A 26,957-nucleotide genomic window follows, 5' to 3' on the forward strand; every position below is an offset into this window, starting at 1 on the left:
ACTTGCTCCCGATGCGGTGCGTCAGTCACTTGATACTTTGACTGATACATCGCCATCGGGGGCAAGCCCCCTCCCACATGGTTGTCAGTTCACCGTCAGGATCGGGCTGCCCAGCTTCTCCAGCAACGTGGCCTGCGCACTGCGCGGGTTCTGGTTCCCGGTCGGTGTGTTGCGCACATACCGCCCATCCGACTGCAGGCTCCAGCTGTGGGTGTTGTCGGTCAGGTAGCTTTCCAGCTCCTTCTTGACCCGCATGATCAGCTTCTTGCCCTCCACCGGGAAGCAGGTCTCCACGCGCTTGTCGAGGTTGCGCTCCATCCAGTCGGCGCTGGAGAGGAACATCTGCTCTTCGCCACCGTTGAGGAAATAGAACACCCGCGTGTGCTCCAGGAAGCGGCCGATGATCGAGCGCACATGGATGTTATGCGAGACGCCGACAATGCCCGGGCGCAGGCAGCACATGCCACGGACCACCAGGTCGATGCGCACGCCCGACTGGCTGGCCTTGTACAGCGCGCGGATGATCTTCGGATCGGTCAGCGAGTTGAATTTGGCGATGATGTGCGCCGGCTTGCCCTCGAGGGCGAACTGGGTCTCGCGGGCAATCATGTCGAGCATGCCCTTCTTCAGGGTGAACGGCGCGTGCAGCAGCTTCTTCATGCGCAAGGTCTTGCCCATGCCGATGAGCTGGCTGAACAACTTGCCGACGTCCTCGCACAGGGCGTCGTCGGACGTCAGCAGGCTGTAGTCGGTATAGAGCTTCGCGTTGCCGGCGTGGTAGTTGCCGGTGCCCAAATGGGCGTAACGCACGATTTCACCGGCTTCGCGGCGCAGGATCAACATCATCTTGGCGTGGGTCTTGAAGCCGACCACGCCATAGATCACTACCGCACCGGCTGCTTGCAAGCGGCTGGCCAGTTGCAGGTTGGATTCCTCATCGAAGCGCGCTCGCAGCTCAATGACCGCCGTGACTTCCTTGCCGTTACGCGCAGCGTCGACCAGGGCATCGACGATTTCCGAGTTGGCGCCGGAGCGATACAGCGTCTGGCGCACAGCCAGGACGTGCGGGTCCTTGGCGGCCTGGCGCAACAGGTCGACCACCGGGGTGAACGACTCGAAGGGGTGCAACAGCAGAATGTCCTGCTTGCTCACCACGCTGAAGATGTTCTCGCTGTTTTGCAGCAGTTTCGGGATTTGCGGTGTAAACGGCTTGTATTGCAGCTCCGGGTGGCTGTCCAGGCCGGTGATGCTGAACAGGCGCGTCAGGTTCACCGGGCCATTGACCTGGTACAACTCGGATTCGGCCAGGTTGAACTGCTTGAGCAGGTAATCCGACAAGTGTTTCGGGCAGGTATCCGCCACTTCCAGGCGCACCGCATCGCCGTAGCGCCGCGAAAACAGCTCACCGCGCAGGGCACGGGCCAAGTCTTCGACGTCTTCGGAGTCCAGCGCCAGGTCGGCGTTACGGGTCAGGCGGAACTGGTAGCAGCCCTTGACCTTCATGCCCTGGAACAGGTCATCGGCGTGCGCATGGATCATCGACGACAGGAATACATAATTATCGCCAGCGCCCCCTACTTCTTCGGGTACCTTGATGATTCGTGGCAACAGGCGCGGCGCCGGAATGATCGCAAGGCCCGAGTCGCGGCCGAAGGCGTCGATGCCTTCGAGCTCGACGATGAAGTTCAGGCTCTTGTTCACCAGCAACGGGAACGGGTGCGTCGGGTCGAGGCCGATCGGGGTGATGATCGGTGAAATCTCGTCACGGAAGTAACGGCGCACCCAGGTCTTGATCTTGGTGGTCCAGTGCCGGCGACGGATGAAGCGGACCTGATGTTTTTCCAGCTCCGGCAGCAGGATATCGTTGAGGATCGCATATTGGCGGTCCACATGGCCGTGCACCAGCTCGCTGATGCGCGCCAGGGCCTGGTGCGGTTGCAGGCCGTCGGCACCGGCTTGCTCACGGGCGAAGGTGATCTGCTTCTTGAGGCCGGCGACCCGGATCTCGAAGAACTCGTCCAGGTTGCTCGAGAAGATCAACAGGAACTTGAGCCGCTCCAGCAACGGATAGGACTCATCCAGCGCCTGTTCCAGCACGCGAATGTTGAATTGCAGTTGGGACAGCTCGCGGTGGATGTACAGGCTGCTGTCATCCAGGTTGGTAACCACGGCCACTGGCGCCGGCGCCGGCGCTTCGGCGGCCACCACAGGCGGGGCAGGCTCAAGCTCCGGCGGGGTCTCGGTGACTTGTTCAACCACCGGATGAGCGTCTTTTACGGCAACTTCTGTAAGTCCTTCGGTATTCATCGAGTGTTCCTGTGAGGGCTATGGTTGCTCTCTAAGCAATTGGGCAGCGCCGAGATTCCCAGTTCCACCCAATGGGCGGCTTCTTCGAGCAGCAGGTCAATGCTCAAGCGCTCCACCCCCGGCATCAAGGCCACCGCTTCCCGGCGATTTTCACCGTCCAGCACGAATACCGGCAGGATCATATCATTCGTCGTCAGTACATTTTCACGTACCAGACGGCGAGAAAAATCATCACGGCGGTTGCGGCGCAGACGTGTGGCGGGAAATAGCCGGTTGGCGGGGATAAAGCTCACGACAGACTCCTGAGCCCGCGTTTACGGGCGGGCGGTGCAGTTATAAGCGGCCATTATGACGAATGAATGACAGTTGTGCTTATCGATGCGACCTGAAGTCGCATTCGGCATTTGCGTAGGAATTGTTCACTTCGTGACACATCTCGATACTTTCATGAATCTTCGTGAAGGCGTAGGCTGCGCGTTCATTTCGCCAGCACCCTAGACCATGCTTCAACAATTTCTGCATGACTTCGGCTACTTTGCCCTCTTCCTCGGCACGTTCTTCGAAGGCGAGACCATCCTCGTGCTCGCAGGCTTCCTGGCGTTCCGTGGATACATGGATATCAACCTGGTGGTGGTCGTTGCCTTTTTCGGCAGCTACGCCGGCGACCAGCTGTGGTACTACATGGGGCGCAAGCACGGCCGCAAATTGCTCGCGCGCAAACCGCGCTGGCAATTGATGGGCGACAAGGCGCTGGAACATATCCGCAAGCATCCGGATATCTGGGTGCTGAGCTTTCGGTTCGTCTACGGTTTGCGCACGGTGATGCCGGTGGCGATTGGCCTGTCCGGCTACCCACCTCTGCGGTATTTGATCCTCAACGGTATCGGTGCGGCGATATGGGCGGCTGCGCTAGGGGCTGCGGCCTATCATTTCGGCGCGGTACTCGAAGGCATGCTCGGCAGTGTCAAGAAATACGAGCTGTGGGTGCTGGGCGCCTTGCTGGTACTGGGCTTGGGCCTGTGGCTGCGACGCCGCGTCAAGAATGCCCGCATCGCCCGCGAGGCGTGTGCCGAAGCCAAGGCCCGGCTCGCTGCCGAACCCGCCCCGGTCGAACCCCCTAAGACGCCAGGCGAGTAACCCGGCTTCTGCAGCAGTAGAGGCCGATCACGCTGAGCAGGCTGTAGCTCAGCAGCGCCAGCCAGCCCAGAGTGCTGGCCGGCCATAGCGCGACCCACGGGGCCAGCCATACCAACGGCAGATTCAGCCCAAGGCGCACCCCTTCTGCCTTCAGCGCCCACGGGCGATTCTCCAGTGCGACTCCCAATGTGAACAGCCCCAGGGCCATGGCGCCCCAGCCCAGCACCAGCGCCGCCGTGGGCAGGCCTTCTGCGAAATTCATCAAATAACTGCCAAACCCCACATAGACCGCAAACTGCACGGCAACGTACACCTGCTGGCGCGTATCCAGCGGCACCTCGAATTTGCGGAACCGGGCCAGGTCCGGCTTGGCCAGCGGGTACCTGGCTTTTACATCTGCGGGTCGCCAGCCAGTACGCATGAACCAGATGCGCAGCTTGTCCCAGCGGTTCTCAGTACGACGGGCATCGCTCCACAACTGCGCATAAAACTGCAGGTTCGCCCACAGCGGATTCCAACTGGCCAGGGGCGTGGTCACGCCGAAAATCACCGGTTCATTGTCGTCTTCTTCCTGGAACGTGCCGAACAAGCGGTCCCAAAAAATGAACACCCCGCCATAGTTGCGATCCATGTAGAGGGCGTTCTGCGCGTGGTGGGCACGATGATTGGACGGTGTAACGAAGAACACCTCGAACCAGCCGAGCTTGGGCACGTGACGTGTATGCACCCAGAATTGATACAGCAGGTTGAGCGAAGCCACACTGACGAACACCACCAACGGCACACCGAGCACGGCCAGGGGCAGGTAGAAGATCCAGCTCAACAAAAAGCCGGTACTGGTCTGACGCAACGCAGTGGTGAGGTTGTAGTCCTCGCTCTGGTGGTGCACTGAGTGCGCAGCCCACAGGATATTGCGCTCATGGCCCAGGCGATGCAGCCAGTAGTAGCAGAAGTCGTAGAACACAAAGGCGAGCACCCAGGTCCACACGCTCTGGGCCGACCATTCAATCAGCGCCAGGTGCTTGAGGGCGAATGCGTAGGTGAGCAAACCTACGCCCTTGGTCAACAACCCGGTGGTGGTAGACAGCACGCCGGTGCTGAGACTGTTGATAGCGTCGGCGACTCGATAGTTGCGCGCACCGCGCCAACGGTCAGCCAGCAGCTCCACCACGATCAAGGCAATGAAAAACGGTACCGCGTAAGGCACGAAGTCCATGGGCTAGTCCGGTCTATTTTTGTTACATCAGATTAGTGCAGTCCCATGAGATCCCATTGGCAACAGGTTACAAATTAGTAGACATTTAACGCCATGAATCAGGAGAAATGCCCATGAGCAAAAATATTGCAGTGATCCTTTCCGGCTGTGGCGTGTACGACGGTGCAGAAATCCATGAAAGCGTGATCACCCTGCTGCGCCTGGACCAGCGCGGCGCTCAGGTTGAGTGCTTTGCGCCAGATATTGCGCAACTGCATGTGATCAACCACCTTACCGGCGAAGAAATGCCCGAATCGCGCAATGTGTTGGTGGAGTCAGCGCGCATCGCCCGAGGCGCGGTGAAAGATATCCGTGAGGCCAACGTGGCTGACTTCGATGCGCTGATCGTGCCGGGCGGGTTTGGCGCGGCGAAGAACCTGTCGAATTTCGCAGTGGAAGGCGCCGGCTGCAGCGTCAATCCGCAGGTGCTGGAGCTGGCGGAAGCCTTCGCCGAAGCGGGCAAGCCGGTGGGGCTGATCTGCATTTCCCCGGCCCTGGCCGCAAAAATCTACGGCCCGGGCGTGATCTGCACCATCGGCAACGATACCGACACCGCAGCGGCCTTGGACAAAATGGGCGCCACCCACCAGGAATGCACGGTGGAAGATATCGTCGAGGACAAGGCACGCAAGTTGGTGAGTACACCGGCGTATATGCTGGGCAAAAATATCAGCGAGGTGGCGTCGGGCATCAACAAGCTCGTGGACCGGGTGCTTGAACTGACCCACGAAGACGACTAACGCCCTCTTCCTGTAGGAGCGAGCTTGCTCGCGAAGAACCTGAGAGCGCCGCGTTCATCCAGAGTGCCCGCGTTTTCGTTGCCGTTCTTCGCGAGCAAGCTCGCTCCTACACAGGCTTCATCAAACGGGTAAGCAGGCGGTCCAGCGCGTTGGCGAACGCCTGTTTGTCCTTCTCGCTGTGCGGCGGCGGCCCGCCGCCCATCTGGCCTTGCTCGCGCAAGTCGGTGAACAGGTTACGCGCTGCCAGGCGCTCACTCATGTTTGCCGGGCTGAACTCTTTGCCGCGCGGGTCGAGGGCCGTGACCCCTTTCTTGACCAGGCGGTCGGCCAGGGGCACATCGCTGCAGATCACCAGCTCGCCCGGCATGGCATGTTCTACCAGGTAGTCATCGGCCGCATCAGGACCACTGGGCACCACGATCAGCTTCACACAGGCAAAGCTGGGTTTGATCTGGCTCTGGCCGGCCACCAGCACCACGTCAAACTGGCGCTTGAGGGCGAACTTCACCACCTGATCCTTGGCCGCCCGCGGGCAGGCGTCCGCATCGATCCACACCCGCATGACTATGCCGCCACCCGCTTCTCGGCCAGGCGACTGCGGCCATACAGCACCACAATCGCCAGGATCGCCACGGCCTGCGCACTCAACGAATACGCATCGGCGTGGATGCCCAACCAGTCGAAGTCAAAGAACGCCACCGGCCGCGTGCCGAAGACGCCCGCTTCCTGCAATGCTTTGACGCCATGCCCGGCGAACACCACCGACAGTGCGCACAGCAGCGCGGCGTTGATACCGAAGAACAGCGCCAACGGCAGCTTCGCCGAACCGCGCAGGATCACCCAGGCCAGGCCCACCAGCAGCACCAATGCGGTGGCACCACCCGCCAACACCGCGTTGTGCCCGGCCGGGCCGGCTTGCAGCCACAGGGTTTCGTAGAACAGGATCACTTCGAACAGCTCGCGGTACACCGAGAAGAAGGCCAGCAGCGCAAAGCCGAAACGCCCACCACCGCCCACCAGGCTGCTCTTGATGTAGTCCTGCCACGCCGCCGCGTGGCGCCGGTCGTGCATCCATACGCCCAGCCACAGCACCATCACGCTGGCGAACAGCGCCGTGCAGCCTTCCAGTAATTCACGCTGGGCGCCGCTGACATCAATCACATACGCCGCCAGCGCCCAGGTAGCCAAGCCGGCCAACAGCGCCAGGCCCCAGCCGACGTTGACGCTGCGCACCGCCGACTGCTGGCCGGTGTTACGCAGGAAGGCCAGGATCGCGGCCAGCACCAGGATCGCTTCCAGGCCTTCGCGCAGCAGGATCAGCAAACCGGAGATGTAGCTCAACGACCAGCTCAAGCCATCGCCGCCGAGCAAGCCGGCGGACTCGCTGAGCTTGCCCTTGGCTGCATCCAGGCGCTGTTGCACCTGTTCGATCGGCAGCCCGTCCTGCAAGGACTGGCGGTAGGCCATCAGCGCCTTCTCGGTGTCTTTGCGCACGTTGGCGTCGACGTTATCCAGCGAGCTTTCCACCAGCTCGAAACCTTCCAGGTAAGCGGCTACCGACAAGTCATAGGCTTGCTCGTGGTCGCCGTTACGGAACGCGGCCAGGCTTTTGTCCAGGGTGGCAGCGGTGTAGTCGAGCAACTGTGCCGGGCCACGCTTGACCTGCGGCGGCTGTGCGCGTTGGGCGCGGAAGGTCGCTGCCACCGCCGGGCCGTCAGCGGCCAGTACTTCGTTAGGCGTCTGGCGTGCCAGGTCGGCCAGGTTGAAGGTGTGTTCGCTGTTGACCGCAGCCGGGTCAGCCGTGAAACCTGCGATGTAGGTGGCGAGGTCCCAGCGCTGGCGGTCATCCAACTGGTCGGCAAAGGACGGCATGTCGGTGCCTTCGACCCCCAGGCCCAGGGTGTTGTAGATCGCGTAGAGGCTCAGGCGATCCAGGCGCGTGGCATCGCGCAGGTTAGCGGGCGGCGGGGTCATGCCCATGCCTGCCGGGCCATCGCCAGCGCCGGCCGTGCCGTGGCACACCGAACAATGCTGGGCATACAGCGGCGCACCGCGCGTAGGGTCGGGAGTGATCGCCGGCGCCTGGCTGACTTCATACGCCACCGCCAGCCTGGCGCCCAACTGACGGGCCTGGTGGGCGACAGTTGCGCCGTCTGCATGGGCGGTGACTGCCGCCAGCAACTCATCGACGCCCTTGATCAACTCGACGCGTTCGGGTTTTTCCGGCAGTTGCGCAACCAGCCCCTGCAACACGCCCAAGAACTCCACCTGTTCGCGAAATTCCGATTCGTCCACCACCTTGCCCGCCTCCACCGTGGGCGGATAGTCGGCGCCAATGTAGTCAAGCAGATGCAACGCCTGGGGTGCGCCTTCGGCCGTCGCGGCCAACAGATTGAAGCTGCACGACATCAACGCCGGCAGCACCAGCCAGGCGAGAAAACGGAAGGGGGCAGTCATGAATGAATCTCAAGTGGAAATACGAAGTAACACTATTGTTCAGCTTTAACGGATTTGACTCAAGGTGTTATTAGGCATTGCCACAAAACCAATGTGGGAGGGGGCTTGCTCCCGATAGCGGTGGTTCAGCTAGCGATGAGCTGACTGATACCCCGCCATCGGGAGCAAGCCCCCTCCCACATTTTGATCCGGTTTCGTCAATTACACCGTGGCGCGATGCAGGCTGGCGAGGAAACCGGCGGCGCCAACGAACAACCCGGCGAATGTGCGGTTCACGCGCTTCTGCTGCTTAGGCGAGCGCAACAGGCGCAGGACTTTCGAGGCCAACCCCGTATAACCGGCCATCACGATCATATCGACGCTGATCATCGTTGCCCCAATGATCAGGTACTGGACCGCCAACGGTGCCTGTGGATTCACGAACTGCGGCAATACCGCGAGCATGAACACCAACGCCTTCGGGTTGCTGGCGTTGACCAGAAAACCACGGAGCATCATGGCCATCGGCTTGCCGATCGGGCGCACCGCGGCGTCATCGGTCATGTCCATGGGCAAGGCGCGCCATTGCTTGATGGCCAGATAGACCAGGTACGCCACGCCAAACCATTTGATCGCATAAAACGCGGTGGAGGACGTCGCCAGGATGGCACCCAAGCCGCCCGCCACCACGGCAATCTGCATCGCCAGGCCCAGCTGCAGGCCAATGGCGTTCCAGTAACCGCGTACGAAACCGTATTGCAGGCCGCTGGACATCGAAGCGATGGCGCCCGCGCCGGGGGAAAGGGAGATGATCCAACTGGCCAGGAAAAAGGCCAGCCACGTGTCGAGTGCCATTGCACACCTCAGGAAGGAGTTTGCGGTTGTGCCTTAAGCTAACGCTGCCGGCCGAAGGCTGGCTATCAATTTTTGCAGGCGGTGATTTCTAGCGGTCGCCAGGAAACACATGGGTACCGGGCCAACGCCGCACCGAGCGCTGGAAGAACAGACTGTTGGGCACTTGTACCATCGCGCTGTCCGTACCGGCCTCTGCCACCTCGACCAGCGTGGTATAGAGCAGATTGATCGCCACGACGCGCCCTTTCACACCGGGTTTGTCGACGGTGTCCACCAACTCGACGATGTCGCCGAGGCGAAACGGCCCCACGGTGAAGATCAAGATCGCGCACAGCAAGTTGGACAGCACCGACCACATGGCGAAGAACGCCACCGCCGCCACCGCCACAAAGCCTGACAGTGCCGTCCACAGCACCGTGGCGGATACGCCCAGACGGCCCAATACGAAGATCAGCGCGCTGCCCATGATCAGCCAGCGCAGGCCACCGCGCAGCGGCATCAACAACTGTGGCGGGAACGGATAGCGCTCACCCAGACGGGTCAGGCCTTTGGCGACAAACCGCTGGGCAAGATAACCCGCCAGCAGGATCAGCAGGATTTGCACGCCGATCCACACAGGCTCGATCCATTGCGCCGGCAAAGGCAGCTGCAACGCTTCCATCAGGACAGCGCCTCCAGCTCCGCTTGCAGGGTTTCAAGCACTTCGAGGGCTTCCATCCAGGATTCCTCCAGTTGCCCTTCTCGCACCTTGAGCCGGGCCTGTTCGGCCAGCAGGTCGCGCAGTTCATCCTTGCGCGCGGCCTCATACACCGCGCTGTCGCCCAGGCTGGTTTCGATCTTGGCCAGGCGCTCATGCACCTTGCCCAATTCGACTTCCAGCTTGTCGGCTTCGCGCTTGTGCGGCGCCAACTGCTGACGCAGCGCGGCGGCAGCCTGGCGCTGGGCTTTCTTGTCGGTCTTGTCCGGGTTGACCGGTGTGTTACTGGCCGGCGCATTGCGCAGACGGTAGTCGGTCAGCCAGCGCGCATAGTCGTCCAGGTCGCCGTCGAACTCTTCGACCTTGCCGTCAGCCACCAGCAGGAAGTTATCGGTGGTGCTTTTGAGCAGGTGGCGATCGTGAGACACCACCAGAACCGCACCACTGAATTCCTGCAGGGCCATGGTCAGCGCCAGGCGCATTTCCAGGTCCAGGTGATTGGTCGGCTCATCGAGCAGCAGCAGGTTCGGGCGGTCCCAGGCGATCAGGGCCAGGGCCAGACGTGCCTTTTCGCCACCGGAAAAATTCAGCACCGGCTCATCGATACGCGCGCCACGGAAGTCGAAACCCCCGAGGAAATCACGCAGGGTCTGTTCGCGCTCGGTGGGCGCCAGGCGTTGCAGATGCAACAGCGGGCTCGCCTTGGAATCCAGCGAGTCCAGTTGATGCTGGGCAAAGTAGCCCACCACGGTGTTCTCGCCACGGGTCAGGCGGCCGGCCAAGGGCTCCAGCTCGCCTGACAGGTTCTTGATCAGCGTCGACTTGCCCGCGCCGTTAGGCCCCAGCAAACCGATGCGTGCGCCAGGCGTGAGCTGCAGCTTGACCTTCTCAAGGATGGTCTTGTCGCCATAACCCAGGCGTGCATCCGACAGATCGAGCAAGGGGCTGGAGATTTTCACCGACTCACGGAACACGAAGTCGAACGGCGAATCGACATGGGCCGCCGACAGCTCTTCCATGCGCTCCAGCGCCTTGATCCGGCTCTGAGCCTGCCGCGCCTTGGTGGCCTGGGCCTTGAACCGGGCGATATAGCTTTCCATGTGCGCGCGCTGCGCCTGCTGCTTCTCGAAAGCCTGCTGCTGCTGGGCCAGGCGTTCGGCACGGGCGCGCTCGAAGGCGGTGTAGCCGCCCCGATAGAGCGTGATTTTCTTCTGTTCGACATGGGCAATATTGTCGACCACGGCGTCGAGGAAATCCCGGTCGTGGGAAATCAGCAACAGGGTGCCCTGATAGTTCTTGAGGAAGTCTTCCAGCCACAGGATCGCATCAAGGTCCAAGTGGTTGGTCGGCTCGTCGAGCAGCAACAGGTCCGAGGGACACATCAGCGCCTGGGCCAGGTTCAGGCGCATGCGCCAGCCGCCAGAGAAGTCGGCGACCGGGCGATCCATCTGTTCATTGGTGAAACCCAGGCCGGCGAGCATCTTGCGGGCGCGGGCGTCGGCGGTGTAGCCGTCGGCGCTGTCCAGCTCAGAATGCAGGCGGGCTTGGGCGGCGCCGTCCTGGGCTTGTTCTGCGGCGGCGAGGTCGTGTTGCACCTGGCGCAGGCGCAGGTCGCCATCGAGCACGTAGTCGATCGCGATGCGGTCCAGGGTGTCGATCTCCTGGCGCATATGTGCGATGCGCCAGTCGGCCGGCAGCAGGCAGTCCCCGGAATCCGGGGTCAGCTCACCCAGCAACAGGGCGAACAACGTGGATTTGCCGGCGCCATTGGCACCGATCAGGCCGGCTTTGTGACCGGCGTGCAGGGTCAGCTCGGCATCTTCAAGAAGACGCTGCGGGCCACGCTGTAATGTTAGGCTTTGAAGTCGGATCATAATGGCGGCGGAGTCTACCAGCTTCGTTGGCCGCTGGCTTGGGTGTGAATATGTGCGCTGACCTGTGGAGCTTTGCCCTCTCGACTTACGCCCGCCCCGGCGTGGAGGCTGCTTGCCTGCGGTTGCAGGCGCAAGGCGCGGATGTGTGCCTGTTGCTGTGTGGTGCGTGGCTGGAGCAACGGGGTGTGGCGCGGTTGCCCGAACGCGTGGTGGCGCTGCAGCAGCTTGCGTGGCCATGGCGCACGCGTGTCGTCGAACCCTTGCGCGAAGTCCGCGTGCAATGGCGGGCGCTGGCACAGCAGGATGCGCAGTTGGCTGAATTACGGCGTCAGGTCAAAGCATTGGAACTGGAGGCCGAGCGAGCATTACTGACACGCCTGGAAGCGCTGGCGAAGACATGGCCGACCAACGAGGGGAAAGGGCAATACGAATGGCTTGAAGACCTGGCAAGCGAAGCCGCCGACCTTGACCACAACGCGCTGCAGCAGCTGCGCGTTGGGGTCACCCGCACTTAGGAAGCGCTGGTTGGGGTGGTGCTTGGCGCTACCGGTGCAGAGGTGCTGCTGGCCGATGCGGTTGGAGCGGAGGACGTTGCCGGGGTAGCGGCAGGTGCTGCAGGAGTTGCTGGCTTTGCAGGGGCTGGCTTGGCAGCGGTGGTTTTAGCGGCTGGCTTGGCGGCTGGTTTCGCAGCAGCGGTTTTAGCGGCTGGCTTGGCGGCTGGTTTCGCAGCAGCAGCTTTGGCAGCTGGTTTGGCAGCAGCGGTTTTGGCAACTGGCTTAGCGGCTGGTTTCGCAGCAGCAGTTTTGGCAGCTGGCTTGGCGGCTGATTTCGCAGCAGCGGTTTTGGCAGCTGGCTTGGCGGCTGGTTTCGCAGCAGCAGTTTTAGCAACTGGCTTAGCGGCTGGTTTGGCAGCAGCAGTTTTGGCAACTGGCTTAGCGGCTGGCTTGGCAGCAGCAGTTTTAGCAGCTGGCTTGGCGGCTGGTTTGGCAGCAGCAGTTTTGGCAGCTGGTTTCGCAGCAGCAGTTTTGGCAGCTGGCTTGGCGGCTGGTTTGGCAGCAGCAGTTTTAGTCGCTGGCTTGGCGGCAATTTTAGCCGGCGCCTTCGCTGCAACAGCTTTGCTCGCTGGCTTTTTGGCCGCGCTGGCGGTGACGGCTTTTGCCGGCGTACGCGCGCCAAGGGCCTTGGTGACGGCTTCCTTCACACGACCAATGCCCTGGGCCAGTTTCAGGCTTTCCTGAGCGTCTTTTTTGAGCTGGGAAATATAGGTGCGGGTTTCGGCTTGACGGTCTTTGAGGGCGTCCAGCAGGTCCTCAAGTTCGCTAACAGCGTCTTTGGCCTTGGCTTGTGCCTTGGCTTTGCCGGCAGTGGCGGCGTCTTGCAATTTGGTGCGGGATTTGTGCAGCTTTTCTTGCGCTTTGCCGCGTTGTTTTTCCAGTTTGGCGAGCAGTTTTTCTGCATCGGCCAAGGCCTGGGAACAAGCGCTTTCCAGATGTTCGAGCAAGCTGCCCGACAATTGTTGGAGTAAGTGCAACGGGGTATTTACAGGCTTCTGTTTGGCCGACATGGTTTACCTCCTGGCTGACGTGGGTGCGGCTCATACTAGCCCTCTGCTCTTACCGCCGCTAGGCCATGTTGACAGTATCGTTTGCGTTGCGTTGCAACGTACGAAAATTCTTATCGATATAACAGAAAACCACCCCACTGCTCAGCCACTCACGCTGGCATAATCCGTCGCACTTTCGGCGGAGAACACCCATGTTGCGTTACCTTTTCCTAGTGCTTGGCCTGGCGATTTTCAGCGCCGATGCGAGCGAGCAATCGCTGCCAAAAACCGCTACTCAAGACCAGCACGACCTCGCCTACAGCCTGGGCGCCAGCCTCGGTGAACGTCTGCGCCAGGAGGTGCCCGACTTGCAGATCCAAGCCCTCGTCGACGGTCTCAAACAAGCCTACCAAGGCAAACCATTGGCACTGGATGACACCCGCATCGAACAAATTCTTGCTCAGCATGAGGCACAGAACGCCACCGACGCCCAAGTGCCGCAGAGCGAAAAAGCACTCGCTGCCGAACAGCAATTTTTGTCGAAGGAAAAAGCTGCAAAGGGTGTGCGCGAATTGGCGGACGGCATCCTACTCACCGAGTTGACGCCGGGCACCGGCAACAAGCCGTTGGCAACTGATGAAGTGCAGGTGAAATACGTAGGTCGACTGCCCGATGGAAGCGTGTTCGATCAGAGCGCACTACCCCAATGGTTTCGCCTGGACAGCGTGATCAGTGGCTGGAGCAGTGCATTGCAACAGATGCCGGTGGGCGCGAAATGGCGCCTGGTCATTCCCTCGGCCCAAGCCTATGGCGCGGACGGCGCAGGCGAATTGATCCCACCCTACACCCCTCTGGTCTTCGAAATCGAATTGCTCGGGACTCGCCACTAGCCCATAAAAAACGGTGCGACATGCGCACCGTTTTTAATTGCATCTCAACGCTTCATGCCGGTGTAGCCGGCTCTTCTTTGTGAGCGTTGTGCAGCACTTCAATCAGGCAATCTTCCAGTTCGAAGCGCTCATGCAACAGTGCGCCCAACTCTTTGAATTTTTCAGCAACACACTTCCCCGCATCGCACAGGTCAGTGAACTCCAGCAGCTTTTCAGTGATGACATCGATGCGCGGGTAAATGGTGTCCGCTAACTCCAGGCCACGCTGATCGTCGAACGCTTCCGCCTCCTCGGTCAGTTGCTCGTAGACGCCGAAATGACCTGCAGACACATAGTCCACCAGCACTGCGCAGAAATCTTGCAGCGGCTCGCGATTCTCGGCCAGCGCCTCGGGCTTGGCACCTAGCGCATCAAAGGCCCGAACCAGTTCGTGGCGTGCCTTCAACCAGCTGTCGATCAGCTTGTGCACCCCACCCCAGCGTTCCTGAGCATTCTGACAACTTTCCAGCATGATGATCTCTCTTCCCTATGGGGACGCTGCTGCCGTGTGCCCGTGCAACACTTCAAGGTTAAAGCGGCAGCCGGACAAGGCCACGTCTGACAAGCGGTTTCGATAACGCGTGCGGGCCAGATTATGCCCGCATCACTATGGCTTCAAGGTACGCAGGAGAGAAAGTTCATACAAGCGTTTAATCCCGTCCTACGACATGAACCGTATTTTCCTCGCTTTACGCTAGATAACGCCGGCTGAGCAACAAGCGAGAAAGCGGCGTGGCACCCAGAATCAGCATCGCCACGAAAAACAACAGACTCCACTCCGGCAGGCTGAGGTCAAATAGCGTCCAATTGATTTCGACGCAATCGACGGTGCCCTTGAAGACTGACCGAGCAGCCTGCCAAAACGACAGGTTTTCAATCATGTAATCAAGGGTTGGCCAGCACTTCGGCATTTGGTCCGACGCAGTGTTCTGCAGCAGCACCTGGCGCCCGGCGGTGACGGCGCCAAACAACGCACACCCCATGCTCGCCAGCCCATACACATACACACCGGAGCGGCCAGGGTTATGAAGGAACGCGATCAGGTTGATCAGTACAAAGGCAGCAAGCAACAACCGTTGCACCTGGCACAAAAAGCATGGCTGCAACAGTGCGCCATATTCCAGATAGAAAGACACGCCCAACGTCAGCGCACCGGCCATGAACGCCAGGAAAAACAAGGAGCGTAAGGGGGCCAAAGACATTGTTTATCCGCACCGCAAGAGATAGGTCGCTACGGTAGAGGAAAGGCCCGACCCCTTTCAATACGCCTTGGAGCAGACAATTCCGCTAAAACACAGGGAGATCCCGCCAGCACACTGAGGAAATCGCCCTTCAAGACGTAAGAATTGGTTACGAGCCCACTTAAGCCGAGTGTTTACATAGGGTTATGGGATTGGCTTCTGGATCCGTCAGAGCCAACCCATTGCTCCTTTCCTACTTCAAGCTCGGGCGGGGGCTGGCAACGGTGAGGCCAGCAGACGATTGTCGAGTAACCCCAAGCCTTCCTGGAACAGCTGGTTGCTGCGTTCGGTATCACCCAATTGGGCAAGCAGGCGGGCCAATTCGGCACAGGCTTCGGGATTGCGCTGAACCTGCAGGCTGCTTTCCAGATAATCACGTGCCTTACCCCACAGGCTGTTCTGCAGGCACAGACGGCCCAGCGTCAGCAATAGGCTGGCATCGCCCGGATGATCCTTCAGCCAGCCTTCGGCAAACTTCAACTGACGGGCCGGGTCGCTGCCGCGCAGCAGGCCGTAGAGCCGAATGAGATGGCTGTCATAACTGCGCTTGAGCGCACCGCGCAGTGCTTCCTCGGCCTTGGCGTCCGCACCCAGTCGACGCAGTTGGTCAGCATACGCCAACACCAGTTGCGGCTCCTGACGCTGGGCTGAAGTCAGTTGCTCCCAGGCGCGATCAAGAGACCGCAAGCCGGCCTCACCCGGCTCCTCACGGTGTGCGGCCAGGCTGAGGTTTTCTCCCCAGGCCCGGCGCTCCAGTTCGGCCAGTTCACTGGTTGGCAGCACCTTGTCCTTACGCAGTTCAGGCAACAGGCGAATCACCGCCGACCAATCACCGCGCTGCTGGTGCAGCCGCTGCAGCTGTCGCAGGACCTGGGCATTGTGAGGATGGCGCTCATGCATCGCCTGCAGGGTGACCAGGGCACCTTCAGTATCGCCACGGTCCATCTGCAATTGCGCATGGCTCAAGGCAACGGCCAGTTCCGCCTGGGGCTGGCGAGCCAGCGCACGCTCCAGCAAACCATCCGACTCTTCGTAACGTCCCAGCTCATTGGCTGCACGTGCCGCACCAAGGTAGTACAGCAGTGGTTGACGCTCCGCTTCTGCGGCGCGGTGCAGGTGGCGCTCGGCACTGGCCCAGCGGCCTTCGGCCAGGTCCATCTGGCCTTGTTCGATTGCAATCTGCACGCGGCGGCTGCGATTGCGCCGCGACCAGGGGTTGACCACGCCACTCGAGGCAGTGACCAGGCTCAGCAGGACGCGAATCAGATAGATCGCCAGGCCTATGGCAAACACCGCCACCAAGGTGGCCCACAGGCTCGATTCGTAATGCAGCACATGAGGATAGGTAATCAGCACGTAGCCGGTGTGTTTCGAAATACCCACGGCCAACGCCAGGGCGATCGCGATTGCCAACACCAGGATCACATAGAAACGCTTCATCGGTTCTACTCCTGGGCCGCAGGCTTGGCAGCCGAAGCCTTGGCTTCGTCGGCAGACAGATGACGACGCTCAAGGTACGCCTGCACAGCCGCGAGGCTCGCGGCCAAGTCAGGCGTCACCACCGACACAGCCTTGGGCTCGAGCTCAGCGATACGCGCCAGCATCGCCTTGCTCTGCGGGTTGTCCTGGTTGAAGTTATCCTGCAGTACGCTGCGCGCTTCACCCAGCGACCGGCTATACACCGCCGATTCGCCGTTGAGTGCCGCCCACTGCGCTTGCTCCAGCGCCAGGCTCAGGGCCAGGCGCACCTGATTCAACCCTTGGCCCGCCAGCAGCGGACGAATGTTGTCATCGGGATTGAAGTCGATACGGAAATAACGGGATATCTGCTCCCACCATTGGCTCAATTGATTGCCCGTATCGCTGGTCGGGCGGCCCTGGGAAGCGGGCTCCGTGAGTTGATACTCCGGGGCGATCGCCGCCAGTTGCACCACTTGGTCGCGCAATGCGGCCAACTGCAGGTACAACCCGGTGCGGTCCGGCTGTTCGGTGCTGCGCAGCGCCGCCAGGCTCTTGGCTAGTTGCTCGCGCGCGGCGAACGCGCCGGGGTCGCTCTGCTCACGCAGAATCTCGTCGGCACCCTGGACCAGCGATTGAGCGCTGTTGATGTCCTGCAAGGCCGACAGACGCAAGCTGGCCAGACGAATCAGATGCTCGGCCTCGGCCAGGCGCCAATCCTTGCGGCTGGCGCCCAGTACGGTTTCCAGGCGCTGGTTCAGGCGTTGCTGGTCACCCTGCAACTGGGCGACCAGGCGTCGGCGCTCTTCCAGCTCATCGGCGCCGGGCAACTGCGCCAGGCGGGCGGCCAACTGTTGCTGGCTCTGCTTGAGGCTCTGGGATTGGTCATCCAGGGTCTGTACCTGACCCAGTTGCTGCTGGCTGCTGGCTTGCAGGGCACGCACCTGCCAGATTCCCCAGCCGCCGGCGGCAACGCCCGCAGCGCCAAGCAGCAAAGCGACGACTGCCAGGCCATTGCCACGGCGTGGCGCGGCGACCGGCGTTCCGACCGGCGCATCGAGCGCGGGCTGAGCTTCATCTTTAGGCAAGGCTGTTTCGCTCACGTATCCGTCCTTTGCGTATCAGAGAGTGGGAACGGGATGACTCCCTAACGCCACTAACAAAGCCGCAGCACTCGCGCCGCGACAATCCACAACTTTTTCTGCGCCAGCGGCCCGCGCCATCTCGTAGACGCGCGGGCTGGGCACGAACAACGGCAGCTGCGCCACCTCAGGCCAGTCGGAGCCGGCCACGGCCTGCAAGTGTAAAAAACCTTGCCCACTGCTGACCACCACGCCGTTCAAGCGTTCCAACTGGATGCGCTGCGTCAGTGCGCCTGGGTCGTAGGCCGGAAGCAAACGGCGATACAATTCCAGATAGTCGACACTAACACCTCGCTCGCGTAAACGCTCCGCGAGCAGCTCCCGACCGCCCTCGCCGCGCAGGATCAATACCCTGGCGCCAGGGAGTGCGATAGCCTCGCGCAACGCCGGCAATTGAAGCAAGGCCTCGCTGTCGTCACCCGTTGGCGGATAGTGCACGTCCAGACCCTGCTCGGCCAGTATCTGTGCAGTTGCGGCACCGACACTGAACCACGGCAGTCGCGGCCAGGACGCGCTCAATTGTTGCAGGGCAAGACGCGCCGCCGGCTTGCTCACCACGATCACCGCGCAGTAGCGTTGCAGCGCCCCGAAGACTGCCCGTTGTTCAGCCGTAACCGGCAAGGCTTCGATCTCCAGCAAGGGTAACTTGCTGCTGAAAACACCCGCATCGGCCAATGTCGCCGCCAAGGCTGCCGATTCCTCGGCAGGCCGTGTCAGCAGCAATCGCCACTGGGTCACTGCGGGTCGGCCTCGCCGTAGATTTTTTGCAGAATGGCGCCGGCGCCCTTGCTCAGCAGTTCCTCGGCGACCTGGATGCCCAGGGCCGTGGCGTCACGTTGCGGGCCGCGCACTTGCGCAGTCAGCAGCGTGCCGCCGTCCGGGTCCCCGACCAGGCCACGCAACCACAGGTTCTCACCTTCGAGCACGGCATAGCAGGCGATCGGTACCTGGCAGCCACCGTTGAGGTGCTTGTTCAGGGCACGCTCGGCGGTGACACGAACCTCGGTGTCCGCGTGATCAAGCGGTTTGAGCAGTGCATGAATTTCGCTGTCGGCGGTACGACATTCAACGCCGACCGCACCCTGCCCTCCAGCGGGCAAGCTGTCCTCGACGCTGATTGCGCTGGTGATACGGTCTTCGAAGCCCAGGCGGATCAGCCCGGCAGCCGCGAGGATGATCGCGTCATACTCACCCGCGTCCAACTTGGCCAGGCGCGTGTTGACGTTGCCGCGCAGAAAGCGGATCTGCAGGTCGGGGCGACGGGTCAGCAACTGGGCCTGGCGACGCAGGCTGGAGGTGCCCACGATGCTGCCCAGGGGCAAGTCATCCAGGGAGGCATAGGTGTTGGAAACGAAGGCGTCACGGGGGTCTTCGCGCTCACAGATGCAAAAAAGGCCCAGGCCTTCAGGGAAGTCCATGGGCACGTCTTTCATCGAATGCACGGCGATGTCGGCTTCGTTCTCCAGCAGAGCGGTTTCCAGTTCCTTGACGAACAAGCCCTTGCCGCCAATTTTCGACAGTGGCGAGTCCAGCAATTTATCGCCGCGACTGACCATGGGTACCAGGGTCACCCTGAGGCCAGGGTGGGCCTGCTCAAGGCGTGCTTTGACGTATTCGGCCTGCCATAAGGCCAGGGCACTTTTACGGGTGGCGATGCGGATTTCGCGAGAAGACATGGATCAATCCGTACTGAATAGATACGGCAGATAATAACAGCTCAGGCAAATACGCTTTGATTTGAATCAGCAAGTGCGGGGCCTCCCTGGCCGCGTCGCACCGGGATAAGGACTGCGCAGCTCGCCAGGGCCTCTGGGTTAAAGCTGCTGCATCATCTTGCGCACGCCGGCGACATGGCGCCGACTGACGATCAAGGCATCGCCATTGAGCCCCTTGAGGAACAGCTGAAAGTGCCCCAGGGGCGTGCGTTGCAAGCGTTCGATACGCTCACGGGCCACCAGCGCATTGCGATGGATACGCACGAAGCGGTCGCCGAATTCATCTTCCAGGGCTTTGAGCGGCTCATCGAGCAACACTTCGCCGGCTTCGTGGCGCAAGGTCACGTATTTATGGTCGGCGATAAAATAAACCACCTGACCGAGGGGAATCAGCTCGATGCCCTTGCGGGTGCGTGCACTGATATGGCTGCGGGGGCCGTTACCACTCTGGGCGGCAGGCTGGGTCAGGGCTGCGAGCTGAACACGGCTGGGGCGCTCGGCTTTCTTCAGGGCCTTGAGCAATGCTTCGCCAGTCACCGGCTTGACGAGAAAACTGACACCGCTGTCTTCCAGCGTCTGTGCAGAAAACTCTTCCTCGGCCGCGCATAACACCACGGCAGGGGGCGACTCGCGTTCGCTCAGGCGGGCGGCAACTTGCAGACCATCGAGGCCCGGCATACGGATATCGAGCAACACCACATCCGGCTTGAGGCTGTCGATCAACGTCAACGCCTCCTCGCCGCTGGTGGCGCTCGGCTCAAGGACTGTATAACCCTCGAGTTCACTGACCAGACGGCTCAGTCGCTCGCGGGCTTGGGGTTCGTCATCAACGATCAGGACATTCATATAGCGCTGGATTCCTGCGTGAGTCTCGCACAAGGATAGCGTAGACAGGTGCGGTGACTTGCGTCACAGCGATCCACGCTAAGACTAGCGCGAGCGGCAAAAAGTGCCCTGGGAGCGGCACCCAAATTTACCCGGACCTGTTCAATAGCGCCCAAGACCCGCTGCATTCGCGCAGCGTCGTAGGGTTTGCTGATACACAATCCGAATACCCCCCTTTTTTAATGGATAGTCTGGGCTCTGACCGCATGACCCGACTTTGGTGCATTCACACACTCTCAGTCCAACTGTAGACGCTCGCTGAGACGATATTGCTCAATCGTCAAATATCGTTTCAATAAGAACCTGCTCCCAGTCTCGTCCCGGACGCGGTCGGCGGCAAGGCACTTAGCCATCCTTTGCACAAATAAAATTGCCGTCCGCCCACAGCACCGCGTCTGCGGACAACCCTGTTATTATCGGCGGCACACCTCCACGCCTCTTTTAAGCAGATCACGAGCGAATCCATGAGCACCGACAAGACCAACCAGTCCTGGGGCGGCCGCTTCAGTGAACCCGTCGACGCCTTCGTCGCGCGCTTCACCGCCTCCGTCACCTTCGACCAGCGCCTGTACCGCCACGACATCATGGGCTCCATCGCCCATGCCACGATGCTGGCCAAGGTCGGCGTACTGACCGATGCCGAACGCGACAGCATCATCGATGGCCTGACCACCATCCGTGGCGAGATCGAAGCCGGTACGTTCGACTGGCGCGTCGACCTGGAAGACGTGCACATGAACATCGAGGCTCGCCTCACCGATCGCATCGGTGTGACCGGCAAAAAGCTGCACACCGGTCGCAGTCGGAACGACCAGGTGGCCACCGATATCCGCCTGTGGCTGCGCGATGAAATCGACTTGATCCTGGCTGAAATCACCCGCTTGCAGAAAGGTTTGCTGGAACAGGCCGAGCGTGAATCGGACGCCATCATGCCCGGCTTCACTCACCTGCAGACCGCTCAGCCCGTGACCTTTGGCCACCACCTGCTGGCCTGGTTCGAAATGCTCAGCCGCGATTACGAGCGCCTGGTGGATTGCCGCAAGCGCACCAACCGCATGCCGTTGGGCAGCGCCGCGCTGGCGGGCACCACCTACCCGATCGACCGTGAGTACACCGCGCAGCTGCTGGGTTTCGACGCCGTCGGCGGCAACTCCCTGGACGGTGTGTCGGACCGTGATTTCGCCATCGAATTCTGCGCCGCCGCGAGCATCGCGATGATGCACCTGTCGCGCTTCTCCGAAGAGCTGGTGCTGTGGACCAGCGCGCAATTCCAGTTCATCGACCTGCCGGACCGTTTCTGCACCGGCAGTTCGATCATGCCGCAAAAGAAAAACCCCGACGTGCCCGAGCTGGTGCGTGGCAAGAGCGGCCGCGTATTCGGCGCACTGATGGGCCTGCTGACCCTGATGAAAGGCCAGCCGCTGGCTTACAACAAGGACAACCAGGAAGACAAGGAGCCGCTGTTCGACGCCGCCGACACCCTGCGCGACTCACTGCGTGCGTTTGCCGACATGATCCCGGCGATCAAGCCCAAGCACGCCATCATGCGCGAAGCAGCCTTGCGGGGTTTCTCCACCGCGACCGACCTGGCCGACTACCTGGTGCGGCGTGGCCTGCCGTTCCGTGACTGCCATGAAATCGTGGGCCATGCCGTGAAATACGGAGTGGACACCGGCAAGGACCTGGCTGAAATGAGCCTGGAAGAATTGCGCCAGTTCAGCGACCAGATCGAGCAGGACGTGTTCGCCGTGCTGACCCTGGAAGGCTCGGTGAATGCCCGTAATCACATAGGCGGCACCGCGCCGGCGCAGGTGAAGGCAGCAGTGGTACGCGGCCAGGCCCTGCTCGCCAGCCGCTGAATAAAATGTGGGAGGGGCTTGTCCCCTCCCACACTTGATCACTTTTTAGCCGCAATCATCGCCATAAACCCAGGCATCGCCGCCTGCCGGTCCGCCTCGACTTTTTGCGCATTGGGCATCGCATTCAAACGCTCCAGCAGCGCCTTCGCCTTCGGCATTTCAGCCAGCAAATCCAGCCCAAACAGTTTCTCGCCCACGGCACAGGCGAGGTTCATGCTGTACATGAAATACAGATCGGCAATGGTGAAGCGCTCCCCCGCCACATAAGGCGCGAACTTGCCGTGCCGGCCTAAACTTCCTACCCCAAGCAGCAACTCACCCCTGGCTTTCTCCTTGATCGCCTCCGGCACCTGCATGCCAAAGAACGCCTCGGCGAAGCACGCCCGTGCGGGCAATTCAATGTACAGCTCGATCTCCCTGCACAACGCCAGCACCTGGGCACGCTGGAACGGCTCGGCCGGCAGCAGCGCCGGCCCTTCCTGAGTCTGCTCGATGTATTCGAGGATCACGCTGGTTTCATTGATAAAGCCTTGCTTGACGCCGAGCACCGGCACTTTGCCTCGTGGGCTTACCGCCAGGGCTTCAGGCGTTTGTCCTGCATAAAAAGGCACCTCTTCGAAAGGCAAGCCTTTCTCCATCAGCGCCAGCTTGACCATGTTGTAGTAGTTGCTGACCGAAAAACCGTAGAGCTTGAGCATTGCGAACGCCTCCAGGCCGGGTGTGGGGTTGGCTGCAAGCGTTATAGACGCTGAGGCGCGGCCTGACCAGCAGCATCACCCGCCTGAATGGAGTTAGACTGGCGCCCTTTCCTTGAGGAGCCTGCCATGAGCGAGCCGACCGATATCGACAACGACGAAGAAGAATTCACCGAAACCACGTTGATCGAAGCGATTGAAAACCAGATCGAAAGCGACAACCCGCCAGCGGCCAAGGCCACGTTCAACAAACTGACGCTGGTCGGATATGAGCGCGAAGAGATTCTGAATCTCATGGCCCATGTGCTGGCCTTCGAGATCGATGCAATGCTGGACGAAGACCGCGCTTTTGATACCCAGTGGTATGAAACAGCGCTGCGAGCATTGCCTGAGTTGCCGCCGGAAAAACAATAACCCTCGGCCGCGCAGCAACACGCTGGACAGTTCGGCAAAGTGCGTTCACCTTATGGCCTGCTAGCCTCTAATAAATTTTAGAAAGTCTGGAGTCCTTATGTCGTATACCCCTGAGTTGGTTGCCGAACTGGAAATCCTTGTACTCTTCCCCCTGGACAGCACCAAGGAAGGTCTGAAAGTCCATCAGACCGCCGCCCCCACTGCCATCGCCGCTGCCAAGCGCCTCCATGCGAAAGGGCTTATCGACCAACCGGATGGAGGCTACCTGACCAGCCTTGGCCGGGACGCCGCCGAGCAAGCGCAGACCTTGCTGACTATCTTGACCACCGCCTCCACCAAAGAAGCCGCCTGACACCTGATCCCGCCCATGGAGTCCGCCCCGCTGCGGATTCCGCGGGCGTTGCTGTGCAAGGTGCAAAATTCTAGCGCCAACCGCCATTTCCCTCTAAACCTCCTACGCTACTGTCTGTAAACTCCTACACGGCCGCCCACGTCGGGCCCTGCGAGCCACCGAATTCGACATGACCCGCACCCATGAAATCCGCCCCGACCTGGACGAAGGCATCGACCGTAAGGTGCTGACCCAATTGCGCGCGCGTTTCATGGCCCTCAATGAAGGCCGCATGGCCCGGGCCGTCGAAGGGCTGACCCCGCGCCAACAAAGCGTGCTCACCTTATTGCCGCTGTTTTTCCACGTTAATCACCCTTTGCTGCCAGGCTATGTCTCCAGCGGCACACCGGCCGGGCTGTCGAATTTCGAACCCGATGCCCAGGCCCTGGCCGAAGCCCAGCGCCTGACCCGTTCGTTCTCCTACAAGCCGCGCCATGGCAACCCGCCCCGCCCGATCCACGGTCTGTTCCTGATGGGCAGCCTGGGCACGTTGGCCCAGGCGGATCAGAGCGATATGGACGTGTGGGTGTGCCACGCTCCGGACCTGAATGAAAACGAGCTGGCCGAGCTGCGCAAGAAGTGCCAGCTGCTGGAAGCCTGGGCCCAGACCATGGGTGCCGAGGCGCATTTCTTTCTGATCGAACCGACGCGCTTTGTGCTCGGTGAACGGGACACCCAACTGAGTTCCGACGATTGCGGCACCACCCAGCACTATTTGCTGCTGGACGAGTTCTACCGCACCGCCATCTGGCTGGCCGGGCGCACGCCGATCTGGTGGCTGGTCCCGGTGTATGAAGAAAGCCGCTACGCCGAGTTCACCCACACGCTGATCTCCAAACGCTTCATTCGCGCCGACGAGACCCTCGATCTCGGCCATCTGGCGCGCATTCCTCCGGGGGAGTTCATCGGCGCCGGGCTGTGGCAACTGTTCAAGGGCATCGAGTCGCCCTATAAATCGGTGCTCAAGCTGCTGCTGACCGAGGTCTACGCCAGCGAACACCCCAAGGTGCACTGCCTGAGCCTGCGCTTCAAGCGCGCGGTGTTTGCCAATCAGCTGGACCTGGACGAGCTGGACCCGTACATCGTGGTCTACCGCCGCATCGAGGAATACCTCAAGGCCCGCAATGAACCCGAGCGCCTGGAACTGGTACGGCGCAGCCTGTACCTGAAGGTCAACCGCAAGCTCAGCGCCGGCCAGCGCACCGCCAGTTGGCAACGACTGCTGCTCGAACGCCTGGCCGATGAGTGGGGTTGGGACCAGCGCCAACTGGCCTTGCTGGACAGCCGCAGCCAATGGAAAGTACGTCAGGTCGCCTCCGAGCGCCGTGCCCTGGTCAACGAGCTGAACTACAGCTACCGCTTCCTTACCCAGTTCGCCCGTACGGAACAGACCGTCAGCCTGATCAACAAGCGCGACCTCAATGTGCTGGGCCGGCGCTTGTACGCAGCTTTTGAACGCAAGGCCGGCAAGATCGAGTTCATTAACCCCGGGATTGCCCCGGACCTGGCCGAAGACACCCTGACCCTGGTGCACTCCCCCAACCGCAAGGAGCCGGGCCAGCACCATTGGGGCCTGTATAACGGCAACCTCACGGCCCTGGAATGGGAGCACTTCGCGCCGATCAAACGCAGCCGCGACCTGCTGGAAATGCTCACCTGGTGCCATCGCAACGGTGTGATCGACAGCAGCACGCGCCTGGCGCTGCACCCCGGCGCCAGCGACATGACCGAGTTCGAGCTGTTCAACCTGCTGGGCAGCCTGCAACAGACCATCGCCCTGCCCCTGGCCAGCGTCGATGAAGCGCGTCTGTTGCGTTCGGCGGTACCGGAAGAAGTGTTGTTGCTGATCAACGTCGGCGTCGACCCACTCAAGCATCACCGCGACCTGAACATTCTGATGACCACCGAGCGCACCGACTCCCTGAGTTATGCCGGCGTACGGGAAAACCTGGTGCTGACCCTGGACCAGGTCACGCTCAATAGCTGGAACGAGGTTATGGTCAGCCGCTACGACGGGCCCCATGCGCTGCTCGACTGCCTGCGCGACTACCTCAACCAACTGCCGACGGCTCATTTGCCGCGGTTGCGGGTGCGCTGTTTCTGTCACAACCGAGCGCAGTTCATTGCCCAGCGCGTCGAAGAAGTATTCGACACCGCGCAGCATCTGCTGCTCGGCCAAAGCAACCACCGCTACCTGCTGCAGGTGCAGCAGCACTATCACGTCATGGAACTGATTCCCGGCCAGGCCACCCACGTGTCACTGCCGACCCAGGACGCCTTGGTCGCCTACCTCAGCGAAGAGCTGGCCAGCTACAGCCCATTGCACCTGGACGCCATGGCGCTGGAAGACCACGACCTGGCGCTGCTGCTGCCCATGGGCCAGGCCGATTGCATACAAGTGTTCTACCGAGTCAATGAAGGCTTCGCCGAACTGTATGTGCTCGACGAATTCAACGCGCTCTGGCAGCAGCGCTTGCCGTTTCATGATGAACAGAGCCTGTTGGCACCGCTGCAGCGGTTCCTGCTGTCGATCATCTATCGCCGCGAAGCGCTGTCACCGCTGGACACCCAACAGCCGCTGGGCGAAGTACAAACGCTGTACTACCAACTGTTGCCATCGGGCAGCGCCCGCGCACGCGTTGTCGAACCAAGGCCGGCGCCGCAACACCCGGCCAACAAGCCGTTTTATGACGTGCAGGCGATTATCGGCAAGGCGGCGCCCGGCCAGGTGGGTGTCACGCTGTACTGCAATCAGCGGGAATTTTCCGAAATGGAGTTTGGCGACCAGCTGTTTGCGGTGGTCGCCCGGGAGATCATCGGGCAACGCCGCGAACCCGAGCGTTACCGTTGCTACATCACCGACCTCGATCTGTCGGGCCTGCTCGGCGACGTGCAAAGCCCGAGCAATCTGTACCTGCGCTACAAGGCCGAGCTGGAGCTCGCGCTCAATGAAGCGCTGAGCCAGATTTAAAGCGGGAAGGCGCCGCCGTCTTTGGGCTGGCCTTCGACACTCAGCAATTCAAGCTTGAGGGTCTTGCCGCCCGGTGCAGGCCAATCGATGTGCTGGCCCACTTGCAGGCCGAGCAAAGCACTGCCGACCGGTGCCAGGATCGAGATCTTGCCTTCATCGGCATTTGCGTCCTTGGGGTAAACCAGGGTCAGGTGATAGTCCTTGCCACTGCCTTGTTCACGGCAATGCACGCTGGAGTTCATGGTCACGACAGTTGCAGGCACTTCATCGTGACCAACCACGTCTTCGGCGCGGTCGAGTTCGGCCTGCAACGCTTCGACGCCGGGAAACTCGTCGCCCAAGCGGTCGATCAGTTGCTCCAGACGCTGCACGTCAAGACGGGTGAGAATGATGGACGGTGCGGTGGTCATGAT

Annotated in this window: 25 protein-coding genes and 1 pseudogene; 8 read left to right on the forward strand and 18 right to left on the reverse strand. The window is 61.2% G+C overall.

The features are described 5' to 3' along the window. Positions 1-84 precede the first annotated feature (84 nt). The gene (gene ppk1 / locus C4J93_RS25935) at positions 85-2,307 is read right to left on the reverse strand and encodes a polyphosphate kinase 1 (RefSeq protein WP_124372247.1); all 2,223 of its coding nucleotides are present in this window, start codon (positions 2,305-2,307) and stop codon (positions 85-87) included. Between the two features lie 44 nt (positions 2,308-2,351). Then, positions 2,352-2,600 (reverse strand): annotated as a pseudogene (locus C4J93_RS25940) (porphobilinogen synthase); the annotation flags it as partial. 208 nt (positions 2,601-2,808) lie between these two features. Between C4J93_RS25940 and C4J93_RS25945 the strand changes: the two are divergent. Next, positions 2,809-3,444, forward strand: a complete 636-nt coding sequence (locus C4J93_RS25945; protein ID WP_124364920.1) for a DedA family protein — start codon at positions 2,809-2,811, stop codon at positions 3,442-3,444. Here the strand turns inward: C4J93_RS25945 and C4J93_RS25950 are convergent. Next, entirely contained in the window at positions 3,425-4,660 is a 1,236-nt protein-coding gene (locus C4J93_RS25950) for a sterol desaturase family protein (RefSeq protein ID WP_124430755.1), read from the reverse strand. The genes C4J93_RS25945 and C4J93_RS25950 overlap by 20 nt on opposite strands. A 113-nt stretch (positions 4,661-4,773) precedes the next feature. Between C4J93_RS25950 and elbB the strand changes: the two genes are divergently transcribed. After that, the gene (gene elbB, locus C4J93_RS25955; protein WP_124430756.1) at positions 4,774-5,439 is read left to right on the forward strand and encodes an isoprenoid biosynthesis glyoxalase ElbB; all 666 of its coding nucleotides are present in this window, start codon (positions 4,774-4,776) and stop codon (positions 5,437-5,439) included. 106 nt (positions 5,440-5,545) lie between these two features. On the opposite strand, the gene C4J93_RS25960 is transcribed toward elbB, so the two are convergent. The 5 genes from C4J93_RS25960 to C4J93_RS25980 form a co-directional block, all read right to left on the reverse strand. Continuing rightward, a complete protein-coding gene (locus tag C4J93_RS25960) occupies positions 5,546-6,001 on the reverse strand; it encodes a YaiI/YqxD family protein (RefSeq protein WP_124430757.1) in 456 nt (151 codons plus the stop codon). A gap of 2 nt (positions 6,002-6,003) precedes the next feature. Further along, positions 6,004-7,896 carry a cytochrome c/FTR1 family iron permease gene (locus tag C4J93_RS25965; RefSeq protein WP_124430758.1) on the reverse strand — a complete coding sequence of 631 codons (1,893 nt, stop codon included), beginning with the start codon at positions 7,894-7,896 and terminating at the stop codon, positions 6,004-6,006. Between the two features lie 201 nt (positions 7,897-8,097). Continuing rightward, on the reverse strand, positions 8,098-8,730 hold the full coding sequence (locus C4J93_RS25970; protein ID WP_124430759.1) for a LysE family transporter: 633 nt from the start codon (positions 8,728-8,730) through the stop codon (positions 8,098-8,100). 88 nt (positions 8,731-8,818) lie between these two features. Then, a complete protein-coding gene (locus tag C4J93_RS25975; RefSeq protein WP_015886482.1) occupies positions 8,819-9,391 on the reverse strand; it encodes a mechanosensitive ion channel family protein in 573 nt (190 codons plus the stop codon). Further along, positions 9,391-11,301, reverse strand: coding sequence for an ATP-binding cassette domain-containing protein (locus C4J93_RS25980; RefSeq protein WP_124368784.1), 1,911 nt, complete (start codon positions 11,299-11,301; stop codon positions 9,391-9,393). The genes C4J93_RS25975 and C4J93_RS25980 overlap by 1 nt, the downstream gene beginning before the upstream one ends. Positions 11,302-11,351: 50 nt before the next feature. On the opposite strand from C4J93_RS25980, the gene C4J93_RS25985 reads away from it, so the two are divergent. Beyond that, on the forward strand, positions 11,352-11,816 hold the full coding sequence (locus C4J93_RS25985) for a TIGR02444 family protein (RefSeq protein ID WP_177413542.1): 465 nt from the start codon (positions 11,352-11,354) through the stop codon (positions 11,814-11,816). On the opposite strand, the gene C4J93_RS25990 is transcribed toward C4J93_RS25985, so the two are convergent. Next, a complete protein-coding gene (locus C4J93_RS25990) occupies positions 11,813-12,865 on the reverse strand; it encodes an AlgP family protein (RefSeq protein WP_124430761.1) in 1,053 nt (350 codons plus the stop codon). The two genes, C4J93_RS25985 and C4J93_RS25990, sit on opposite strands and share 4 nt — an antisense overlap. A gap of 191 nt (positions 12,866-13,056) precedes the next feature. Between C4J93_RS25990 and C4J93_RS25995 the strand changes: the two genes are divergently transcribed. Then, positions 13,057-13,734 (forward strand): FKBP-type peptidyl-prolyl cis-trans isomerase, encoded by a 678-nt coding sequence (locus C4J93_RS25995; RefSeq protein WP_124430762.1) that lies wholly within the window; start codon positions 13,057-13,059, stop codon positions 13,732-13,734. 52 nt (positions 13,735-13,786) lie between these two features. Here the strand turns inward: C4J93_RS25995 and rsd are convergent, their stop codons facing one another. From rsd to C4J93_RS26025, 7 genes are all read right to left on the reverse strand, one after another. After that, positions 13,787-14,245: a sigma D regulator gene (rsd, locus tag C4J93_RS26000; protein ID WP_124430763.1), complete on the reverse strand. Its 459-nt coding sequence runs from the start codon at positions 14,243-14,245 to the stop codon at positions 13,787-13,789. A 217-nt stretch (positions 14,246-14,462) separates the two neighbouring features. Beyond that, complete coding sequence (locus tag C4J93_RS26005) at positions 14,463-14,975, reverse strand: disulfide bond formation protein B (RefSeq protein WP_124372255.1); 513 nt, start codon at positions 14,973-14,975, stop codon at positions 14,463-14,465. A 237-nt stretch (positions 14,976-15,212) separates the two neighbouring features. Then, on the reverse strand, positions 15,213-16,454 hold the full coding sequence (locus C4J93_RS26010; RefSeq protein WP_124430764.1) for a heme biosynthesis protein HemY: 1,242 nt from the start codon (positions 16,452-16,454) through the stop codon (positions 15,213-15,215). Between the two features lie 5 nt (positions 16,455-16,459). Further along, complete coding sequence (locus tag C4J93_RS27535) at positions 16,460-17,575, reverse strand: uroporphyrinogen-III C-methyltransferase (RefSeq protein ID WP_256660116.1); 1,116 nt, start codon at positions 17,573-17,575, stop codon at positions 16,460-16,462. 18 nt (positions 17,576-17,593) lie between these two features. After that, positions 17,594-18,352: a uroporphyrinogen-III synthase gene (locus C4J93_RS27540; RefSeq protein WP_256660117.1), complete on the reverse strand. Its 759-nt coding sequence runs from the start codon at positions 18,350-18,352 to the stop codon at positions 17,594-17,596. Then, on the reverse strand, positions 18,349-19,290 hold the full coding sequence (hemC, locus tag C4J93_RS26020) for a hydroxymethylbilane synthase (protein ID WP_124430765.1): 942 nt from the start codon (positions 19,288-19,290) through the stop codon (positions 18,349-18,351). The genes C4J93_RS27540 and hemC overlap by 4 nt, the downstream gene beginning before the upstream one ends. 138 nt (positions 19,291-19,428) lie before the next feature. Then, positions 19,429-20,175, reverse strand: coding sequence for a LytTR family DNA-binding domain-containing protein (locus tag C4J93_RS26025; RefSeq protein WP_124364935.1), 747 nt, complete (start codon positions 20,173-20,175; stop codon positions 19,429-19,431). 503 nt (positions 20,176-20,678) lie between these two features. Here C4J93_RS26025 and argH point away from each other — a divergent pair. Beyond that, the gene (argH, locus tag C4J93_RS26030; RefSeq protein ID WP_124411062.1) at positions 20,679-22,073 is read left to right on the forward strand and encodes an argininosuccinate lyase; all 1,395 of its coding nucleotides are present in this window, start codon (positions 20,679-20,681) and stop codon (positions 22,071-22,073) included. Between the two features lie 38 nt (positions 22,074-22,111). Here the strand turns inward: argH and C4J93_RS26035 are convergent, their stop codons facing one another. Further along, on the reverse strand, positions 22,112-22,771 hold the full coding sequence (locus tag C4J93_RS26035; RefSeq protein ID WP_124430766.1) for a glutathione S-transferase family protein: 660 nt from the start codon (positions 22,769-22,771) through the stop codon (positions 22,112-22,114). Positions 22,772-22,897: 126 nt separating this feature from the next. On the opposite strand from C4J93_RS26035, the gene C4J93_RS26040 reads away from it, so the two are divergent. From C4J93_RS26040 to C4J93_RS26050, 3 genes are all read left to right on the forward strand, one after another. Further along, the gene (locus C4J93_RS26040; RefSeq protein WP_124430767.1) at positions 22,898-23,182 is read left to right on the forward strand and encodes a hypothetical protein; all 285 of its coding nucleotides are present in this window, start codon (positions 22,898-22,900) and stop codon (positions 23,180-23,182) included. A gap of 97 nt (positions 23,183-23,279) precedes the next feature. After that, on the forward strand, positions 23,280-23,534 hold the full coding sequence (locus C4J93_RS26045; protein WP_003195403.1) for a TIGR02647 family protein: 255 nt from the start codon (positions 23,280-23,282) through the stop codon (positions 23,532-23,534). Between the two features lie 169 nt (positions 23,535-23,703). Continuing rightward, complete coding sequence (locus C4J93_RS26050; protein ID WP_124430768.1) at positions 23,704-26,544, forward strand: class I adenylate cyclase; 2,841 nt, start codon at positions 23,704-23,706, stop codon at positions 26,542-26,544. Here the strand turns inward: C4J93_RS26050 and rnk are convergent. Then, complete coding sequence (gene rnk, locus C4J93_RS26055; protein WP_124364940.1) at positions 26,541-26,954, reverse strand: nucleoside diphosphate kinase regulator; 414 nt, start codon at positions 26,952-26,954, stop codon at positions 26,541-26,543. The two genes, C4J93_RS26050 and rnk, sit on opposite strands and share 4 nt — an antisense overlap. Positions 26,955-26,957 lie beyond the last annotated feature (3 nt).

This window comes from Pseudomonas sp. R2-37-08W, assembly GCF_003851705.1.
Taxonomy (GTDB): domain Bacteria; phylum Pseudomonadota; class Gammaproteobacteria; order Pseudomonadales; family Pseudomonadaceae; genus Aquipseudomonas.

Bases quoted from the DNA above. Each gene is read 5' to 3' on its own strand.
- C4J93_RS26050 (WP_124430768.1), top strand. From the start codon at position 23,704: ATGACCCGCACCCATGAAATCCGCCCCGACCTGGACGAAGGCATCGAC.
- C4J93_RS25960 (WP_124430757.1), bottom strand. From the start codon at position 6,001: ATGCGGGTGTGGATCGATGCGGACGCCTGCCCGCGGGCGGCCAAGGAT.
- argH (WP_124411062.1), top strand. From the start codon at position 20,679: ATGAGCACCGACAAGACCAACCAGTCCTGGGGCGGCCGCTTCAGTGAA.
- C4J93_RS25985 (WP_177413542.1), top strand. From the start codon at position 11,352: ATGTGCGCTGACCTGTGGAGCTTTGCCCTCTCGACTTACGCCCGCCCC.
- elbB (WP_124430756.1), top strand. From the start codon at position 4,774: ATGAGCAAAAATATTGCAGTGATCCTTTCCGGCTGTGGCGTGTACGAC.
- C4J93_RS25995 (WP_124430762.1), top strand. From the start codon at position 13,057: ATGTTGCGTTACCTTTTCCTAGTGCTTGGCCTGGCGATTTTCAGCGCC.
- C4J93_RS25950 (WP_124430755.1), bottom strand. From the start codon at position 4,660: ATGGACTTCGTGCCTTACGCGGTACCGTTTTTCATTGCCTTGATCGTG.
- C4J93_RS25970 (WP_124430759.1), bottom strand. From the start codon at position 8,730: ATGGCACTCGACACGTGGCTGGCCTTTTTCCTGGCCAGTTGGATCATC.
- C4J93_RS25980 (WP_124368784.1), bottom strand. From the start codon at position 11,301: ATGATCCGACTTCAAAGCCTAACATTACAGCGTGGCCCGCAGCGTCTT.
- C4J93_RS26010 (WP_124430764.1), bottom strand. From the start codon at position 16,454: ATGAAGCGTTTCTATGTGATCCTGGTGTTGGCAATCGCGATCGCCCTG.
- C4J93_RS26040 (WP_124430767.1), top strand. From the start codon at position 22,898: ATGAGCGAGCCGACCGATATCGACAACGACGAAGAAGAATTCACCGAA.
- C4J93_RS26045 (WP_003195403.1), top strand. From the start codon at position 23,280: ATGTCGTATACCCCTGAGTTGGTTGCCGAACTGGAAATCCTTGTACTC.
- C4J93_RS25945 (WP_124364920.1), top strand. From the start codon at position 2,809: ATGCTTCAACAATTTCTGCATGACTTCGGCTACTTTGCCCTCTTCCTC.
- C4J93_RS26005 (WP_124372255.1), bottom strand. From the start codon at position 14,975: ATGTCTTTGGCCCCCTTACGCTCCTTGTTTTTCCTGGCGTTCATGGCC.
- C4J93_RS25990 (WP_124430761.1), bottom strand. From the start codon at position 12,865: ATGTCGGCCAAACAGAAGCCTGTAAATACCCCGTTGCACTTACTCCAA.
- ppk1 (WP_124372247.1), bottom strand. From the start codon at position 2,307: ATGAATACCGAAGGACTTACAGAAGTTGCCGTAAAAGACGCTCATCCG.
- C4J93_RS26025 (WP_124364935.1), bottom strand. From the start codon at position 20,175: ATGAATGTCCTGATCGTTGATGACGAACCCCAAGCCCGCGAGCGACTG.
- C4J93_RS26035 (WP_124430766.1), bottom strand. From the start codon at position 22,771: ATGCTCAAGCTCTACGGTTTTTCGGTCAGCAACTACTACAACATGGTC.
- hemC (WP_124430765.1), bottom strand. From the start codon at position 19,290: ATGTCTTCTCGCGAAATCCGCATCGCCACCCGTAAAAGTGCCCTGGCC.
- C4J93_RS25965 (WP_124430758.1), bottom strand. From the start codon at position 7,896: ATGACTGCCCCCTTCCGTTTTCTCGCCTGGCTGGTGCTGCCGGCGTTG.
- rnk (WP_124364940.1), bottom strand. From the start codon at position 26,954: ATGACCACCGCACCGTCCATCATTCTCACCCGTCTTGACGTGCAGCGT.
- C4J93_RS25975 (WP_015886482.1), bottom strand. From the start codon at position 9,391: ATGGAAGCGTTGCAGCTGCCTTTGCCGGCGCAATGGATCGAGCCTGTG.
- rsd (WP_124430763.1), bottom strand. From the start codon at position 14,245: ATGCTGGAAAGTTGTCAGAATGCTCAGGAACGCTGGGGTGGGGTGCAC.